The sequence below is a fragment of the Aureibaculum flavum genome (assembly GCF_016406085.1).
In the GTDB taxonomy this organism is placed as follows: Bacteria; Bacteroidota; Bacteroidia; order Flavobacteriales; family Flavobacteriaceae; genus Aureibaculum; species Aureibaculum flavum.
This window is the reverse complement of record NZ_JAEHFJ010000001.1, coordinates 480,073-495,972: the sequence shown is the minus strand read 5'-3', so window position 1 is coordinate 495,972 and position 15,900 is coordinate 480,073. Positions and strand designations below refer to the sequence as shown.

Sequence of the window (15,900 nt, the reverse complement as noted above, 5' to 3'; positions counted from 1 at the left end):
ACGTTATTTAAAAGTATAATAAATTAAAAACTATCAATGATCATTTGTGCCACACGTAATGCTTTTGCACCTTGTCCTAAACTTACAACAGGTCTTGTATCGTTACAAATAGCTTGTGCAAAGGTTTCTAACTCATCTAAAATAGCGTTGTTAGGTTCAACATCGGGATTTTCAAAATAAATTTGTTTTTTAACACCTTCAGCATTTTGAAGAATCATTGCAAATTCATCGGGATTTTCAGGAACATCTTTCATTCGAACCACTTCGCTTTTCTTTTCTAAAAAGTCAACAGAAATATAGGCGTCTTTTTGAAAAAATCGTGCTTTACGCATATTTTTTAAGGATATTCTACTTGCCGTTAAATTGGCAACACAACCGTTTTCAAATTCAATTCGTGCATTCGCGATATCTGGTGTTTCACTAATAACGGAAACCCCACTTGCGTATACATTTTTAACTTCTGAATCCACCACACTTAATATAATATCAATATCATGGATCATTAAATCTAAAACAACTGGAACATCCGTTCCACGTGGATTAAATTCAGCCAAACGATGTGCTTCTATAAACATTGGGTTTTTAATAGAATCTTTTACAGCCGTAAACGCAGGATTAAAACGTTCTACATGTCCAACTTGCCCTTTGACATGATATTTACTTGCCAAAGTTCTTATGGCTTCCGCTTCTTGAACGGAATGTGTTATGGGTTTTTCAATAAAGATATGCTTGCCTTTCGTAATCGCTTCTTTTGCACAATTAAAATGTGAAAGTGTAGGGGTTACAATATCAATAACTTCAACCGCATCAATCAATTCTGTTACTGTAGGGAAAAATTTATATCCGAATTCTTCAGAAACTTTTTTTGCATTTTCTATGTCAGCATCGTAAAACCCGACCAAATCGTATTCTTTTGATTCTTGTAATAATTTTAAATGAATTTTACCAAGATGCCCCGCACCTAACACACCAACTTTAAGCATAAATTAAGATTTTAAACAAAGGTAGTAAATAACACTTTTTTAATTGTTTTTTTATGAGAATATTTATTTACTTTGGTAAAATTATGAGGCAAGACAACCCCAAACACAAAGGACTTCGTAACCAGTTAGTTAAAACGGTTCAAAGTAAAGGCATAAAAGATAAAAATGTGCTTGACGCGATATCAAAAATCCCGAGACATTTATTTATGGATTCTGGGTTTATTGATTTTGCTTATCAAGATAAGGCATTTCCTATAGCAGCAGATCAAACTATTTCACAACCCTATACCGTCGCGTTTCAAACGGAACTGTTACAAATAGAACCAAAGGATAAAGTGCTAGAAATAGGTACGGGTTCTGGTTATCAGACGGCAGTGTTGGTAGATTTGAAAGCCGAAGTATATAGTATTGAACGGCAAAAAGAACTGTTTGAAAAAACGAAAAAGTTCTTACCTAAAGTGGGTTATGTTGCCAAAAAGTTAAAATATGGTGATGGCTATAAAGGTTGGCCTGAATTTGCTCCATTTGATAAAATTATAGTTACCGCTGGTGCTCCTTTTGTACCGAAACCGCTATTAAGTCAATTAAAAATAGGAGGTAGGTTGGTTATTCCTGTTGGTGATGATGTTCAAGTAATGACTTTATTTATTCGCAATAGCGAAAAAGAATTTGAAAAACATGAGTTTGGAGATTTTAGGTTTGTGCCTATGTTGAAAGAGAGTGCAAAATAAAGTCCAGCCCTAACTCTTGAGAAAGTTAGAGATGGACTATTTATATTATTTAATACCGGTTACAATTTCTTTTTTAGGATATTTTACGGAATAATTTAGCTTAACCGTTTTTGATGCTCCGGGATTTAAGGTTAGCTTCCATAACAATTTTCCAATTTCGGTGTCAAATTCAGCATTGCTTTTTTCTAAAAGTTCAACTTCAATACTTTTATTTCTAGATACTGGTATTTGATCTAAAATTTCTAAATCTATGTTGATGTTCTTTTTGTTTTTGACAGTAATTTCATAACCGAAAGTTTCTTTTTTATTTGCACCAACAAATTTAGAAGAAGTGTATTCTTGCAATGACTCTCTATTTACAGTAATATTATTATCTCTACCTAATGAGAGAAATAATTCTTCTGAAGTAACATTAGTATTTATGTAAGATTTACCTACATAGGCACCTTCAAAAAATAGATTTGCCGCACCAGAAACAAGATTGTATTTACCCCAATTACTAATTTTGGCTAGTAAATAAATTCCTTTATCTTTTTTAGGAACAGTATGATACACATATTTCGTGTCTAGTTCATAGGATTCTAGAGATAAAATTTGCTCTTTACCATCACTTTTTATGGTCTGTTTGTTTTGAATCTTAAATTCTGTACTTAATTGATTTTCATTAACTTGTGTGTTATAGTTGTAGCCATCTTCAAATTTTTCTTCTATTCTTTTTGAACTTGACTTTGATAACATATTCATTTGAGACCCTAATGGTGTAGCTACTACTTCTTCGAGATTATCACTTTCATCATACATGATTGGTGGTGCAGGTATATAAACATTGGCATACAAAGGGTTTAAAATTGGTCTATCGTTGTTTTGCACAGGGTTTCCTGTAGATATGGTAAGGTCAGCGTCTTTCCAGTCAATGTTTGTACTTTGAAATACATTGGCTTTGTATTTTAATTGAACATTATTTTCAATTCCGTTTGAACGTAAATCGTATAAGGGAGTCCAACCTGCATTACTTACGATATAAGTAAATTTTATTTTTGTGTTGGTCGCTTTTTTAGAAGTAAGTTGTAATACAATATTACCAGTAGGGCTGCTGTTACTTGCACTATTTAGTTCATTTAACTGATTTTGTGTTTTTGTATATTCTTTATTTATAACTAACTCTTGTTTCGTTAACTTAATTAATTCTTTTTTTATTTCTAATTGTTTGTCCTTATATGAATTCACAAGGTTTATTACTTGCGTTGGCGTAAATGATGCATTGCCTCCACCTAAATCTTTATTTGCACTCAATATTTCTTCCATTCCCTTATAAATGGCTCTTTGGTCGTTGATCCATAAAAGTTCATCTCTTTTAGTTTCTAGCGTTACTTTTAATTTTTCTATTTCTGGATTATCTTTTTTCTCAATCAAATAATTGCGTTGGTATTTGGCAGAGAGTAAGGTTACATCATTTCCATTAGTTAATTGGACTTGTAAGCTATTCGGGTTTATGTAGGGAGAAATATGGGTTAAAATAATTTCTTGATTTCCTGAAAGTAAATTGGCCGAGGTTTCCCTTTGAATTTCAGCATTTTGCTTATAAACTTTTACTGTACTAATTTTTGAACTAACTAGCGTTTGCGAAAAGGTAGTTAAACTCGCTAGCATAAATAATGTGATAAAAATTTGTTTCATAGTGTTTTTTTACAAATTTAAGTGTTAAAATGTATTGCTTAATCGAGGTTTAGTGAATGTGCCTTTTGGTTGCGTAAACTACCTCAATGACTTTGTAAAGTGGATTTAATAAATCTGATTACCATTAAATTTATACAGCCTTCAAGCTTAAATCCATATTATAAACGGAGTGGGTAAGTGCACCGGAAGAAATGTAATCTACGCCGCAGTCTGCATAATTACGTAAGGTGTTTTCATTAATGCCACCAGAAGATTCGGTTAAGCATTTATCGCCAATTAAGGCAACCGCTTTTCGGGTATCATCGTAATCAAAATTATCAATTAAAATACGATACACAGCATCGGATTGCAGTATCTCTTCAATTTCTTGAAGATTTCTAGCTTCTACAATAATTTTTAAGTCACGGTTAGTATCATTTAAATACTGAATGGTTTTATTGATAGCTTTGGTAATTCCACCAGCAAAATCAATATGGTTGTCTTTAAGCATAATCATATCATATAAGGCAAATCTATGATTTTCACCACCACCAATTTTCACGGCCCATTTTTCAAGAGCTCTAATACCTGGTGTCGTTTTTCTAGTATCTAAAATCTTAGTTTTTGTACCTTCCAGTAAATCTGCAAATGATTTTGTTTTAGTAGCAATAGCACTCATACGTTGCATTGCATTTAGAACTAAGCGTTCTGCTTTTAAGATAGATTGCGAACTACCTTCTACATAAAATACTATATCACCATACTTTACATGGCTCCCATCTTCTATCAACGTTTCTACTTTTAAATTTGAATCCACATAGTGAAAAACCATTTTAGCAAATTCAACCCCAGCAATAACACCTTCATCTTTTACTAGTAATTTTGCCTTTCCTTTAGCACTAAAAGGAATACAAGCTAATGAGCTATGGTCGCCATCGCCAACATCTTCTCTAATGGCATTTTTAATAATAAGGTCTAATTCTGTATTAAATTGTTGTTCGGTTATCATATTCAAATTTTTGTGAGGTAAAAATAACGATTATATTTACCTAATTAAAGTTCAGAAAGGTATTTTGATAAAAAAATGATTCACACATCAATTTTCCTTCAATAAAATATTAAAATGTTGTTTTTTTGAACGGCCTAAATTAAGATTGATAAAATGAAAATAAAATTACTTGCCATTGGTAAAACGGATGATAAAAATTTAATAGCTTTAATTACAATGTATCAAAAGCGATTAAAGCATTATATTAATTTTGATTTAGAAATTATTCCTGATCTTAAAAAAGCAAAAAATCTTACTGAAAATCAACAAAAAGAAAAGGAAGGAGAGTTGATTTTACAGCAGTTATCTCCAACGGATGTGTTGATTTTATTGGATGAAAAAGGGCAAGAATTTAGATCGATACAGTTTTCAAAATTTTTGCAAAAGAAAATGAATGCCGGTATAAAGCGGTTGGTTTTAGTAATTGGTGGCCCTTACGGATTTTCAGAAGCCGTCTATCAAAAAGCACAGGGTAAAATATCGCTGTCTAAAATGACTTTTTCACATCAAATGATTCGTTTGTTTATGGTAGAACAATTGTATAGAGCATTTACTATTTTGAAAAACGAACCCTATCATCATGAGTGATGATAGTAATGCAAATTCAATAATCACTTAATTTTTAATAATTTTTTTTGTTATTAATAGATTGTTAATATCTTCTAATTCAATCAAATACACTCCTTTGTTTAATGAAGTTATATCTATAGTGTTATTGTTGTAGCTTCCGTTCATAACTATTTTACCAGTAATATCATAAATAGTATAATTTGCAATTTGTCCAGAAATTTTCACCAAATCAGAAGAAGGATTTGGATATATTTTAAAAATATTATCATTTTTAGAATAATCTTCAGTTGACATAGTGACTAAAGATTGGGCTAAGCTTACTTTATCACCATGTGCAATGAACAAATCTCCTTGATCATTAAAAATCATGTTATTTACACTTTCAATTCCCGTAACAACAATATCTTCTAACGAACCATCTGACTGTTTATATTTAATTATTTTATAAGTATTGAACCCTTGTCTAACATTGTAATACACATCATCGTTGGCATCAACAACTATTGCTCTGATTTCATATAATCCACTCAGTAAAGTTGTTTTAGTCCCATTAGGTTCGACTTTTATAAGTTTGGCTTCGTTTCGAGCAGCTATAAATAGGTTACCATTACTATCGAAATCAAATCCCTCTGGGGTTGAAAATCCGGTTGCATAATCAGAAAAAACTTTACTCGGTGTTACCTTAACAATGTCGCCAAAAACATTACTGTAAAACATATTATTATCTTCGTCAAAGTATAGTTGCCAAGGATTATGATCTGTATCTGAGGCTCCGATATAGGTCGTTACACTGCCATTGGATGTAATTTTAAAGATTTGTCCGAAAAGAGACTCACCGACAAAAACATCACCATTATTATCAATAGCTAACCCCGTATTATTCCATCCAGTATAGGCAAAAACACTAGAAGTAAGGGGAGCGGTAGCTTTAATTATATTACCTCCGCTGCCTTCTGCAACAAATAAATTTCCATCGGTATCAAAGGCCATACCAATGGGGCGATTTAAACCAGTTAAGTAATCAGTTACAGTTACCTGAGCAAATAATATTGAACAAGTAAAGCATAAAAAGAGTAATGTTAAACGTAATTTTAGAACCATAGATCTGTGTATTAAATTTTCACAAATATCTAAAACGCTACACAAATACACTTATAATTGTTGATAGTTTCTAATAAAAATCAAGTTGAAAATGTACTAATTTTATGTTGCTGAAAATTTTAAAACATCTTCAATGAGTTCCATTTCTTTGTTAGAAAATTTCAAATTTTCTAATGCTTTTACATTTTCTTTTAACTGATCAGAAGAACTAGCACCTACCAAAACAGAAGTTATACTTTGTTGAGACAATAACCAACCGATTGCCATTTGCGAAAGTTTTTGACCACGATTTTTAGCTATTTCATTCAGTTCTTGAATTTTATCGATATTTTCTTGAATCTGTTCTGTATTTAAATAGGTGAAATTTTTACCCGCTCTTGAATCTTTGGGTATACCTTTTAAATATTTATCAGTTAGCATTCCTTGAGCTAATGGTGAAAAAGCAATGCAACCCACGCCATTATCTTCCAACGTTTCTAATAAACCATCTTCTACCCAACGGTCAAATAAAGAATATCGAGCTTGGTGCAATACAAACGGTACTTTTAATTCTTTTAAAATTTTTGCCGCTTCAGCCGTTTCTTTTGGTTCATAATTTGAAATACCCACATACAATGCTTTTCCTTGCCTAACAATATCTGATAAGGCAACCATTGTTTCTTCAAGAGGAGTGTCTGGATCTGGTCTGTGATGGTAAAAAATATCGACATACTCTAGACCCAACCTTTTTAAACTTTGGTCAATACTAGCAATTAAGTATTTACGAGAACCTAAATTGCCGTATGGTCCTGGCCACATATCATAACCTGCTTTTGTACTGATTATTAATTCGTCTCTATATTGTTTAAAGTCTTTTTTAAAAATGAGTCCAAATGTTTCTTCAGCAGAACCAAATGGAGGTCCATAATTATTGGCTAAATCGAAATGAGTAATGCCTAAGTCAAAAGCCGTACGTAAAATTTTTCTAGCATTAAACATATTGTCTACTTCACCAAAATTATGCCACAAACCCAATGAAATAGCGGGTAAAAGTAATCCGCTTTTACCACATCTATTATATTTCATGGCATCATATCTCTTTGAAGATGCCATATATTCTGTTATACCTGATTTATCGTTAATTTGCATAATATTTTTCTAATTTGTTAAGATTTGTTTGCTTTTCGTTATCGCTTAATAATGAATATTGAAATGAATTTTTAGCCAATTCAAATAAATCCTCTTTCGTTAAGTTTAGAGCTTTTTGAACCTCAATAAAATTCTGATTGAGTTGTCCACCAAAATATGCAGGATCGTCAGAATTTAGGGTTACTTTTAATCCTAATTCCATCATTTTTTTTAGGGGATGGTTTGTTAAATCGCCCACAACTTGTAAAGCTGTATTAGAAAGTGGACAAACTGTTAAAGCCATATCTCGTTTTATTATTTCATCAATTAAAAGCTGATCTTGCAAACAATTATTGCCATGATCTATCCTTTTAATTTTTAGCACATCAAGTGCTTCCCAAATATATTCAGGAGGGCCTTCTTCTCCGGCATGAGCCAGCGGAATATATCCTTCTTTAACTGAAGCTTCAAATACATTTTTAAATTTTGAAGGCGGGTTTCCTTTTTCGGAGGAGTCTAAGCCTACAGCAGTAATTAAATGTTTAAAAGGTAATGACTGTTCCAGCGTTTTAAATGCATCCTCTTCAGATAAATGTCTCAAGTAACTCATTATTAATAACGACGAAACGTTTAGTTTTTCTTTGGCATCAATACAGGCTTTTGAAATTCCATTAATAACCGTTGAAAATGCAATACCTCGTTCTGTATGGGTTTGTGGATCAAACATTATCTCGGTATGTCTAATATTTTGTTCAGCACACTTTTGAAGATAACTATAGGTTAAATCGTAAAAATCTTGTTCAGTTATTAGAACAGATGCCCCTTGATAATAGATATCTAAAAAATCTTGTAAACAATCAAATTGATAGGCTAATTTTAATTGTTCAACCGAGTCGTATTTTAGTTTAATATTATTTCGCTCAGCTAATGCAAATAACAATTCAGGTTCCAGCGTTCCTTCAATATGCAGATGTAACTCTGCTTTGGGTAGTTTATTTATATAATTAATCATAATCAAAGTTAAAACAAATTTTAATATTTACCTTAAAATAACGATATTTGTAATATGTTAAAAAAGATTATTGTCGGCATCATTTTTATTGTATTGCTGTTGTTTGTAATCCAATACATTTATCCACAAAAAATGAAATTGAAAGTAGGAGACTCCGTGCCAACATTTACTTTAAAAGACCAAGATAATAACGATGTTAATGTTGCCAATTTTATTGGTAAAAAAGCATTGGTCATTTATTTTTATCCTAAAGACGATACGCCGGGTTGCACAAAAGAAGCTTGTAAATTTCGAGATGAGTTCGAAGCTTTTACAGATTTGAATGTAAAAGTAATTGGTATCAGTTCAGATGATGTTGAATCGCACAAAAATTTTGCTGAAAAATACCGATTGCCTTTTACATTATTGGCCGATACAGAAAATAAAATAAGAAAGCTTTTTGGAGTGCCTAAGAGTATGTTAGGTTTAATCCCTGGTAGAGTAACGTATATAATAAATAAAAATGGAAAAATAATTCATATTTTTAATAGTCAGTTAGGAGCTGAAAAACATATCACAGAAGCATTATTAAAACTTAAAGAAATATAAAATGAGCATACAATATCCATTAAAATTTGAGCCTATTCTAAAAGAGAGAATTTGGGGAGGTAAAAAACTAAATAGCGTTCTAAATAAAGTTACTGATAAAGAAAATATTGGTGAAAGTTGGGAGTTGTCTGATGTAAAAGGAGATGTTTCTATAGTTGCTAATGGTAAATACAAAGGTAAATCTTTAGAATTTCTTATCAATGAATATAAAGACACCTTATTGGGTAAAAAAGTATATAAAAATTTTGGAAACAATTTTCCACTATTGATAAAATTTATTGACGCTAAAGAAGCATTAAGTATACAATTACATCCCAATGATGCGTTGGCAAAAAAACGTCATAATTCTTTTGGTAAAACGGAGATGTGGTATGTAATGCAAGCGGATAAGGCGGCTAATTTAATTGTAGGTTTTCAAAAAGATTCTAATAAGGAGGAGTATTTAAAACATTTAGAAAATAAATCATTATTAGAAATTCTTAATGTTGATGAAGTGGAAAAAGGTGATGTTTATTTTATCCCTACAGGTAGAATTCATGCAATTGGTGCTGGGGTTTTATTAGCTGAAATTCAACAAACTAGTGATGTCACTTATAGAATTTATGACTGGGATAGAAAGGACGATCAAGGTAATGGTAGAGAATTACATACGGAATTAGCTTTAGACGCGATAGATTATACTGCAATTGACAAGTATAAGTCAGATTACACATCAGCAGTTAATGCAAGTAAAAATATTGTTGACTGTCAGTATTTTACCACTAATATTATTGAATTGAACGGTACTATATCAATAGATAATTCAGATAAAGACTCATTTGTGATTTATATGGCGGTAGATGGTAACGTAACCATTAGTTATAATGATGACAAAGAAATTCAATTAAATAAAGGAGAGACAATACTAATGCCAGCTTGTCTTTCTAAATATGTTCTGAATTCAGAAGAGAAATCAGAAGTTTTAGAGGTTTATATAAAATAAAATTTTAAGGCAAATTCTATTGGTTTTTACCTTAAATTTGCACAAATTATAAAATTAAATAAAGATATGGCAAGTGTAAAAAACTTAAAGAAAGATATTAACTACGTTTTATCAGATATTATTGAAGAGTGTTATGTGTGGCAAATGTTACAAGACGATCCAAAAAATGTAGATAAAGCTGAAAAAATTATAGATGAAGCTATTGTTACTTTTGATGAATTGATTGTAAAAGTAAATAACAAAGATGTAGATGATAAAAAAGCTCATTTTAAAGCGTTAAAATCAGAACTTCAAACAAAAGGTGAATCTCTTTTAGCAAAGATTGAAAAACTGTAATCTATAGTCACTAAATGTGTTGTAAATTTTAAGAAAAATTTTAACACATTGTGATAAAATAATTGCCTAACTTTATCGTTGATGAATTAGTGAATACCATTTATTTCTATAAATATTCACTATACCAATTAAACCCATTAACGATATGGCTAGAGCAATTTTTGAATACACTAAAACAGTCTTGAAAAAGGTAAGTTTTAATGTTGAATTATTTTGTAAAGAATTAGAGAAAGCTTTAAATAGGTTGTTACCCTATGAGATTGATGAATTAAAAATTTGGCTGCAAGAGTACACCGTAAATAAGCCAGAACTTTATGTTTGTATGAATATTGTAAATCCTAAAAGATAGCTCAGATTTTAGTTATCTTTTCAGTGGACTTATTATTTTAACATCATTAAAGGCAATAACGCCTCTTATGATACCATCAACTACATCTTTTAAGGCATCAATTAATTGTATTTTTAATTGTGACTTATGATAGATGATACTTATTTCTCGAGAAGGAGTAGGGCTTTTAAACGATTTTACTAATTTTTTATCATTTTCATTTAAGTCTAGAGTGTGTAAGTATGGTAATAGTGTCATACCTAATCCTTCTTTTGTCAATTTTATCAAAGTATCAAAACTCCCACTTTCTAATCTAAAATGATGCGGATCTTCTCTTTTCAAACTATTGCATAAATTAAGAATATTGTCTTTAAAACAATGTCCGTCTTCTAGCAATAATATATCGTCAATATCCAAATCTTCAACTGATAATTCTGTTATTTTAGAAAGACGATGGTTACTACCTAAAAAGCCTACAAATGGCTCGTAATAGAGTGGCCGCTCTTTAATAGAAGCAATTTCTAACGGAGTGGCAGCAATCCCAGCATCTAAATGACCATCAGATAGTTTTTTAATAATATCTTCAGTGGTTAGCTCTTCAATAACCAAATTAATTTTAGGGTATTTTTTTAAAAATGTTCTTAAAAATAACGGGAGTAATGTTGGCATTACCGTAGGTATAATACCTAATTTAAATTCACCTCCTATAAACCCTTTTTGTTGATCTACAATATCAGTAATTCTATTACTTTCATTAACAATAACCTTGGCTTGCTCAATTATTTTCTCACCAATTGGGGTAAGTTCAATTGGTTTCTTTTTACGATTAAAAATAATAACATCTAACTCATCTTCTAACTTCTGTATTTGCATACTTAAGGTGGGCTGAGTTACAAAACATTTTTCGGAAGCCAAGGTGAAGTTTTTGTGTTCTGCAACAGCAAGTACGTAGGTGAGTTGAGTAATAGTCATTTATAATTATGTATAAGTTTTGGCTATAAAAATATAAAAACTATCAATCATTATTATAGTAATTTTTAAATAAGTTACGATAAATTTGTATTGCGTTAAAAGGGTAAGTAAACATTACTCAAATTGCAAGTGATAAAAATAAGGATATGTTCTTGTAAGTTTAAAGGGCGGTTATTTTTAATTATTACCCAAACGTAATCAAATCAAAAATTAATTATAAATTAAAACTTAAAATAGTATGGAAACTACAACATTAGGATTAGATGAAAGTAAAGTAAATGAATTAGCAACAGATTTAAATGGATTGTTGGCAAACTATCAAGTGTATTATCAAAACTTAAGAGGTTTACATTGGAATATTAAAGGGAAAAACTTTTTCCAATTGCATGAGAAATTTGAAGAATTATACAATGATTCTCAATTGAAAATAGATGAAATTGCTGAACGTATTCTAACTTTAGAAAGTACACCTTTACACACTTTTGACGATTATACAGAGCTTTCAAAAGTACCTGTAGGAAAAAACATTTCAAAAGATGTTGAAGCGGTAACGTTAGTTGTAACTTCATTAAAACAATTAATACAGATTGAGCGAGCTATATTAGATAAATCTGGAGAAGCTGATGATGAAGGAACAAATGCAATGATGAGCGACTTTATTTCTGAACAAGAAAAAACGGTTTGGATGTTAAAAGCTTGGTTGGCATAATTTATTTGGGATTACTCAATGTTTATTTGGCAATATATGCTAGTTGAATACTGAGTAATCCCAATAATTTTAAGAATTCCAGAATTTTCGCTTCTTATCGAGAAGAGCTTCTTGTTCTGCATATTCTTCAGGAGATAGTACTTTTAAAAATGAAGGGTGCTGTTCAATTGCATATTCTAATTTCTCTACAATATCAGCAATAGAATCGTTTTCATAATCAATATCCATAGGTGGTTTTATAACCATGGATTGTAATATGTTTCGTTTTTTTAGTTGTAAACCTGTTTTGTCATAGGCTCTTCTAAAGCCGTCAATAACAATGGGTATTACAATAGGTTTTGCTTCTTTTATAATAAATGCAGTTCCTCTTCTAATTGGTTTAAATGGAGTTGTGGTGCCTTGTGGAAATGTAATAACCCAACCATCATTTAAGGCTTTTTCGATATTACTTATGTCAGACATTTTTACCTGTCGATTAACGTTTTTTCCTTTGCTTCTCCAAGTACGTTCAATAGAAATAGATCCTGTATAAGCAAATATTTTCGGTAATATTCCCGATTTCATAGTTTCAAGAGCAGCAACATAGTAAATATTTAATTTTGGTTGCCAAATATATCCTACATTCTTTATAGAATCATCTCTACCACTTAAGGAGGCATTAAATACATGTAGCATTGCTGCTACATCGGCAAAATAAGTTTGATGGTTTGATACAAAGAGAACATTTCTATCGGGTAAATTTCTAAGTATTTCAGAACCCTCTATTTCTAATTTGTTAAAACCTTGATATCTCCCATGCGATATTAGCCCAAGTACTCGTATTAAGAACTTTTTTAAAAATAAGGCATTACCAAAAGGGTCCTGTTTATAAAGTTTCATTAAGATTAAAATAGGTTGTTAAACATCAAATTTACAAAAGATATTACTAATTAATACATTTAAATAAGTCTTTTATCTCACTCAAAATCATTGCAGTAGCACCCCAAACTACATAACTATTTAATTTAAAGCAGGGTACATCTATATTTTCCATATAAGATGTAGTCATATTTTTTGTACTTAAAGATTTATCATCAATTAAATCGCTCACTAAAACTTCAATTAGCGTTTCTACTTCATAATTGATAGTAAAGGTTGGTGTTTTATTTAGATAGCCTAAAAATGGGTACACCCAAAAGTTACTAGGGGGAATGTAGGTCTTGGTCATTTCTCTTAAAATAATAACGTCATTTTTATCTATCCCAATTTCTTCTTCATTTTCACGGAGTGCTGTGTCTACTAAACGTTTATCCTGTTTGTCTTTTTTACCACCAGGTAAACTTATCTGTGCGGCATGTACTCCTTTATAATCTGACCTTAAGGTCAGAATAACTCTAGTGTTGTTGTTCTCATCAGGATAGAATAATACCAAAACGGCTGATTCTCTAGGGTTTTTATTTTTGATGTCGTTTAACGAAAAAGCCTTTCTTAATTCAGGAGCCATTTTAAATTGTGATTCCTCGCCACCTAGAGTTCGCTTTTTTAGATTGTTTATTTGTGTTAAAAACGAGTTGAAGTCCATTTAAATTTTTAGTTTTACGGAGAATTTATTCAAAATTACAATTTATTATCTTGAAAGGATTCTAATGTTAGTTCGACTTAAAAAAAAATAATTATTTATGAAAATAGGTATCGTGTGTTATCCTACTTATGGAGGTAGTGGAGTAGTTGCAACTGAATTGGGTATAGCGTTGGCAAAAAAGGGTCATGAAGTACATTTTATTACGTACAATCAACCTGTAAGGTTAAATGCACTCTCTAATAATATTCACTTTCATGAAGTATTTGTAGAAGAATATCCACTGTTTCATTATCAACCTTATGAATTGGCACTATCAAGTAAATTAGTTGCTATGGTAAAGTTACATGATATTGAGCTGTTGCATGTACATTACGCAATACCTCATGCTTATGCGGCTTATATGGCAAAGCAAATGTTGAAAGCGGATGGTATTCATATTCCATTTGTAACCACACTACATGGTACAGATATAACTCTAGTAGGAAGTCATCCTAACTATAAAAATGCGGTAGAGTTTAGTATTAATAATTCTGATGCAGTAACCGTAGTTTCTGAAAGTTTAAAAAAGGATACGTTGAGGTTATTTAATATTAAGAAAGATATAAAGGTAATTTATAACTTTATTGATTTTGATAAATATGATTCTTTAGATAATGAACCTTGTTTAAGAGGAAATCTTGCAAATGAAGATGAACGAATTATTACACATATTAGTAATTTTAGACCAGTAAAACGCATCCCTGATGTTATTGATGTGTTTTATAAAACGCAACAAAAAATTAAAGCTCAATTATTAATGGTTGGAGATGGACCAGAAAGAGATGCTGCTGAGAAAAAGTCTATGGAATTAGGAATTGCTGATCACGTTAAGTTTTTAGGTAATAGTGTAGAGTTAGCAAAAATTTTATGCTTAACAGATTTATTTTTGTTGCCCTCTCAAACAGAAAGTTTTGGTTTGGCAGCATTAGAAGCAATGGCGGCTAAAACACCCGTAATTTCATCTAATTCTGGTGGATTACCAGAAGTTAATTTGGAAGGGAAAACAGGATTTTTAAGTGATGTTGGTGATACTGATGCAATGGCGAAAAATGCTATATATCTTTTGTCGGATGATGAACGATTGGAAACATTTAAAAACAATGCGTATCAGTTTGCAAAGCGATTTACTATTGACAAAATATTACCAGAATACGAAGAGGTTTATAGAATGGTAAAAGAAGGTTGTTGTTAATATGGAAATGAGTTTCTAAAGCTATTGATATTGAATCTATTGATAAAATTAAAAAAATAATGAACAAACAAACCACTGCAGTTCTTTTAAACCTAGTTATTTCTCTTTTGGTTTTTACTTTAATTTGGGTGGTATTAAAGTTTGTAGTTCATATAGAGTCTAATGTTATGTTAATTGTAATTACTGCCTTTTTAACGAGGATAATTTGCCCAACGATTACAGCTGTTGAAACCCAAAGTGGAGCACAAATTCAACTAAAATCTATTTTTAGTAAGAAAGTATATTTAATCAATAAAAAATAAAAAGTTTGAAATATAAATGTGTCATTTTTGACTGTGATGGTGTTTTAGTAGATAGTGAAGCTATTTCTACTCAAGTAATGGTCGATTTACTAAAAACAGTTGATTATCATATAGATATAGAAAAGGCTATTGATTTATTTACAGGTTTGGCTTTGAAGGATAATTTTACCCTTGTAGAAAAGAAATTGGGTAGAAAATTACCTAAAGATTTTGAGGAGACTTATAGAGCCTTGTCTTTTGAAGCATTTCAACGTGATTTAAAACCCATAAAAGGTGTTCATACATTATTAGATAAGCTTACTATTCCTTTTTGTGTGGCTTCTAGTGGTCCAATAAATAAGATAAAATTGAATTTAAAGGTAACTAAATTATCACATTATTTTAATGATAATATTTTTAGTTGCTACCAAATTAACAGCTGGAAACCAGAACCTGATATCTTTTTACATGCAGCAAAAACTATGGGTTTTAAACCAGAAGAATGCGTGGTAATAGAAGATAGTTTACCAGGTGTAACCGCGGCAAAAGCAGGAGGTTTTGATGTGTATGCTCTTGAAAACGAAAGTAATAAAACAATGTTGGCCGGTGTTGAAGTACCTATTGTTAAAGATATGAGTGCCTTAGAACGTATTTTAATACTATAAAGAGTTGCTGATAATTCTCTCTTAAATAATTTACTTAAA

At 30.8% G+C, this 15,900-nt stretch carries 19 protein-coding genes; 10 read left to right on the top strand and 9 right to left on the bottom strand.

What is annotated here, in order from left to right:
• Positions 1-23: 23 nt before the first annotated feature.
• The gene (locus JBL43_RS02125) at positions 24-983 is read right to left on the bottom strand and encodes a Gfo/Idh/MocA family oxidoreductase (RefSeq protein ID WP_198839826.1); all 960 of its coding nucleotides are present in this window, start codon (positions 981-983) and stop codon (positions 24-26) included.
• A gap of 53 nt (positions 984-1,036) precedes the next feature.
• Here JBL43_RS02125 and JBL43_RS02120 point away from each other — a divergent pair, with 53 nt between their 5' ends.
• Positions 1,037-1,714, top strand: coding sequence for a protein-L-isoaspartate(D-aspartate) O-methyltransferase (locus tag JBL43_RS02120; RefSeq protein WP_233098664.1), 678 nt, complete (start codon positions 1,037-1,039; stop codon positions 1,712-1,714).
• 45 nt (positions 1,715-1,759) lie between these two features.
• On the opposite strand, the gene JBL43_RS02115 is transcribed toward JBL43_RS02120, so the two are convergent.
• Together JBL43_RS02115 and nadC are read right to left on the bottom strand one after the other, a co-directional pair.
• Positions 1,760-3,391 carry a DUF4139 domain-containing protein gene (locus JBL43_RS02115; RefSeq protein WP_198839825.1) on the bottom strand — a complete coding sequence of 544 codons (1,632 nt, stop codon included), beginning with the start codon at positions 3,389-3,391 and terminating at the stop codon, positions 1,760-1,762.
• 130 nt (positions 3,392-3,521) lie between these two features.
• On the bottom strand, positions 3,522-4,379 hold the full coding sequence (gene nadC / locus JBL43_RS02110) for a carboxylating nicotinate-nucleotide diphosphorylase (RefSeq protein ID WP_198839824.1): 858 nt from the start codon (positions 4,377-4,379) through the stop codon (positions 3,522-3,524).
• Between the two features lie 153 nt (positions 4,380-4,532).
• Here nadC and rlmH point away from each other — a divergent pair, with 153 nt between their 5' ends.
• Positions 4,533-5,006, top strand: coding sequence for a 23S rRNA (pseudouridine(1915)-N(3))-methyltransferase RlmH (gene rlmH, locus JBL43_RS02105; RefSeq protein ID WP_198839823.1), 474 nt, complete (start codon positions 4,533-4,535; stop codon positions 5,004-5,006).
• 27 nt (positions 5,007-5,033) lie between these two features.
• Here the strand turns inward: rlmH and JBL43_RS02100 are convergent, their stop codons facing one another.
• The 3 genes from JBL43_RS02100 to JBL43_RS02090 all read right to left on the bottom strand — a co-directional run bounded on the left by JBL43_RS02100 (position 5,034) and on the right by JBL43_RS02090 (position 8,208).
• Positions 5,034-6,089 carry a T9SS type A sorting domain-containing protein gene (locus tag JBL43_RS02100; protein WP_198839822.1) on the bottom strand — a complete coding sequence of 352 codons (1,056 nt, stop codon included), beginning with the start codon at positions 6,087-6,089 and terminating at the stop codon, positions 5,034-5,036.
• 102 nt (positions 6,090-6,191) lie between these two features.
• Positions 6,192-7,217 (bottom strand): L-glyceraldehyde 3-phosphate reductase, encoded by a 1,026-nt coding sequence (gene mgrA / locus JBL43_RS02095; RefSeq protein WP_198839821.1) that lies wholly within the window; start codon positions 7,215-7,217, stop codon positions 6,192-6,194.
• Positions 7,207-8,208: an adenosine deaminase gene (locus tag JBL43_RS02090; RefSeq protein WP_198839820.1), complete on the bottom strand. Its 1,002-nt coding sequence runs from the start codon at positions 8,206-8,208 to the stop codon at positions 7,207-7,209. The genes mgrA and JBL43_RS02090 overlap by 11 nt, the downstream gene beginning before the upstream one ends.
• 132 nt (positions 8,209-8,340) lie before the next feature.
• Between JBL43_RS02090 and JBL43_RS02085 the strand changes: the two genes are divergently transcribed.
• The 4 genes from JBL43_RS02085 (at position 8,341) to JBL43_RS02070 (ending at position 10,463) form a co-directional block, all read left to right on the top strand.
• Positions 8,341-8,796 carry a peroxiredoxin gene (locus tag JBL43_RS02085; RefSeq protein ID WP_198839819.1) on the top strand — a complete coding sequence of 152 codons (456 nt, stop codon included), beginning with the start codon at positions 8,341-8,343 and terminating at the stop codon, positions 8,794-8,796.
• Position 8,797: 1 nt separating this feature from the next.
• The gene (locus JBL43_RS02080) at positions 8,798-9,778 is read left to right on the top strand and encodes a type I phosphomannose isomerase catalytic subunit (RefSeq protein WP_198839818.1); all 981 of its coding nucleotides are present in this window, start codon (positions 8,798-8,800) and stop codon (positions 9,776-9,778) included.
• 66 nt (positions 9,779-9,844) lie between these two features.
• The gene (locus tag JBL43_RS02075) at positions 9,845-10,114 is read left to right on the top strand and encodes a hypothetical protein (RefSeq protein WP_198839817.1); all 270 of its coding nucleotides are present in this window, start codon (positions 9,845-9,847) and stop codon (positions 10,112-10,114) included.
• 145 nt (positions 10,115-10,259) lie between these two features.
• Positions 10,260-10,463 carry a hypothetical protein gene (locus JBL43_RS02070; RefSeq protein WP_117883462.1) on the top strand — a complete coding sequence of 68 codons (204 nt, stop codon included), beginning with the start codon at positions 10,260-10,262 and terminating at the stop codon, positions 10,461-10,463.
• A gap of 12 nt (positions 10,464-10,475) precedes the next feature.
• Here JBL43_RS02070 and JBL43_RS02065 read toward each other — a convergent pair whose 3' ends face one another.
• On the bottom strand, positions 10,476-11,414 hold the full coding sequence (locus tag JBL43_RS02065; RefSeq protein WP_198839816.1) for a LysR family transcriptional regulator: 939 nt from the start codon (positions 11,412-11,414) through the stop codon (positions 10,476-10,478).
• A gap of 238 nt (positions 11,415-11,652) precedes the next feature.
• Here JBL43_RS02065 and JBL43_RS02060 point away from each other — a divergent pair, with 238 nt between their 5' ends.
• Complete coding sequence (locus tag JBL43_RS02060) at positions 11,653-12,123, top strand: Dps family protein (RefSeq protein ID WP_198839815.1); 471 nt, start codon at positions 11,653-11,655, stop codon at positions 12,121-12,123.
• 69 nt (positions 12,124-12,192) lie between these two features.
• Here the strand turns inward: JBL43_RS02060 and JBL43_RS02055 are convergent, their stop codons facing one another.
• Positions 12,193-13,002 (bottom strand): lysophospholipid acyltransferase family protein, encoded by an 810-nt coding sequence (locus JBL43_RS02055; RefSeq protein ID WP_138950359.1) that lies wholly within the window; start codon positions 13,000-13,002, stop codon positions 12,193-12,195.
• 46 nt (positions 13,003-13,048) lie between these two features.
• The gene (locus JBL43_RS02050) at positions 13,049-13,684 is read right to left on the bottom strand and encodes an NUDIX hydrolase (RefSeq protein WP_198839814.1); all 636 of its coding nucleotides are present in this window, start codon (positions 13,682-13,684) and stop codon (positions 13,049-13,051) included.
• A gap of 97 nt (positions 13,685-13,781) precedes the next feature.
• On the opposite strand from JBL43_RS02050, the gene bshA reads away from it, so the two are divergent.
• From bshA to JBL43_RS02035, 3 genes are read left to right on the top strand one after another with little or no spacing between them, the layout of a single operon-like run.
• The gene (gene bshA / locus JBL43_RS02045) at positions 13,782-14,915 is read left to right on the top strand and encodes an N-acetyl-alpha-D-glucosaminyl L-malate synthase BshA (protein ID WP_198839813.1); all 1,134 of its coding nucleotides are present in this window, start codon (positions 13,782-13,784) and stop codon (positions 14,913-14,915) included.
• A 59-nt stretch (positions 14,916-14,974) separates the two neighbouring features.
• Positions 14,975-15,217, top strand: coding sequence for a hypothetical protein (locus JBL43_RS02040; RefSeq protein WP_198839812.1), 243 nt, complete (start codon positions 14,975-14,977; stop codon positions 15,215-15,217).
• 5 nt (positions 15,218-15,222) lie between these two features.
• Positions 15,223-15,861, top strand: a complete 639-nt coding sequence (locus JBL43_RS02035; protein WP_198839811.1) for an HAD family hydrolase — start codon at positions 15,223-15,225, stop codon at positions 15,859-15,861.
• Positions 15,862-15,900: the final 39 nt, after the last annotated feature.